The following is a 318-nucleotide window of genomic DNA, read 5'->3' as shown; positions in this document are numbered from 1 at the left end:
GCTTCCATGGCGTGCGCCACCCTGCCAGCATGGGCGGTTCCGAGGTGCGTGCCTTCCTGGAGCACCTTGCGGTGGAGCGCCAAGTGGCAGCTGCCACGCACAACCAGGCGCTGAATGCTATCGTCTTTCTCTATCGCCATGTTCTCGAGCAGCCCTTGGGAGAGATCGGTGAATTCTCACGCGCCAAGCGACCACGCCGGCTGCCAGTGGTGCTATCCCACGAGGAAGTGATGCGCGTACTGAGCCACCTTTCGGGTTCCATGTATCTGATGGGAACATTGATGTACGGTTCAGGGCTGCGGCTCATCGAAACATGCC

The 318-nt window shown here is 60.4% G+C and carries 1 protein-coding gene; it reads left to right on the top strand.

All coding sequences use genetic code 11. From position 1 onward, the window contains the following. Positions 1–318 (top strand): phage integrase N-terminal SAM-like domain-containing protein (locus tag HOP53_RS21415; protein ID WP_234271876.1); only part of this gene is annotated, 318 nt, incomplete at both ends.

The organism is Billgrantia ethanolica (genome assembly GCF_021404305.1).
Taxonomy (GTDB): domain Bacteria; phylum Pseudomonadota; class Gammaproteobacteria; order Pseudomonadales; family Halomonadaceae; genus Halomonas; species Halomonas ethanolica.
This window is presented reverse-complemented; position numbering and strand designations above follow the sequence as displayed.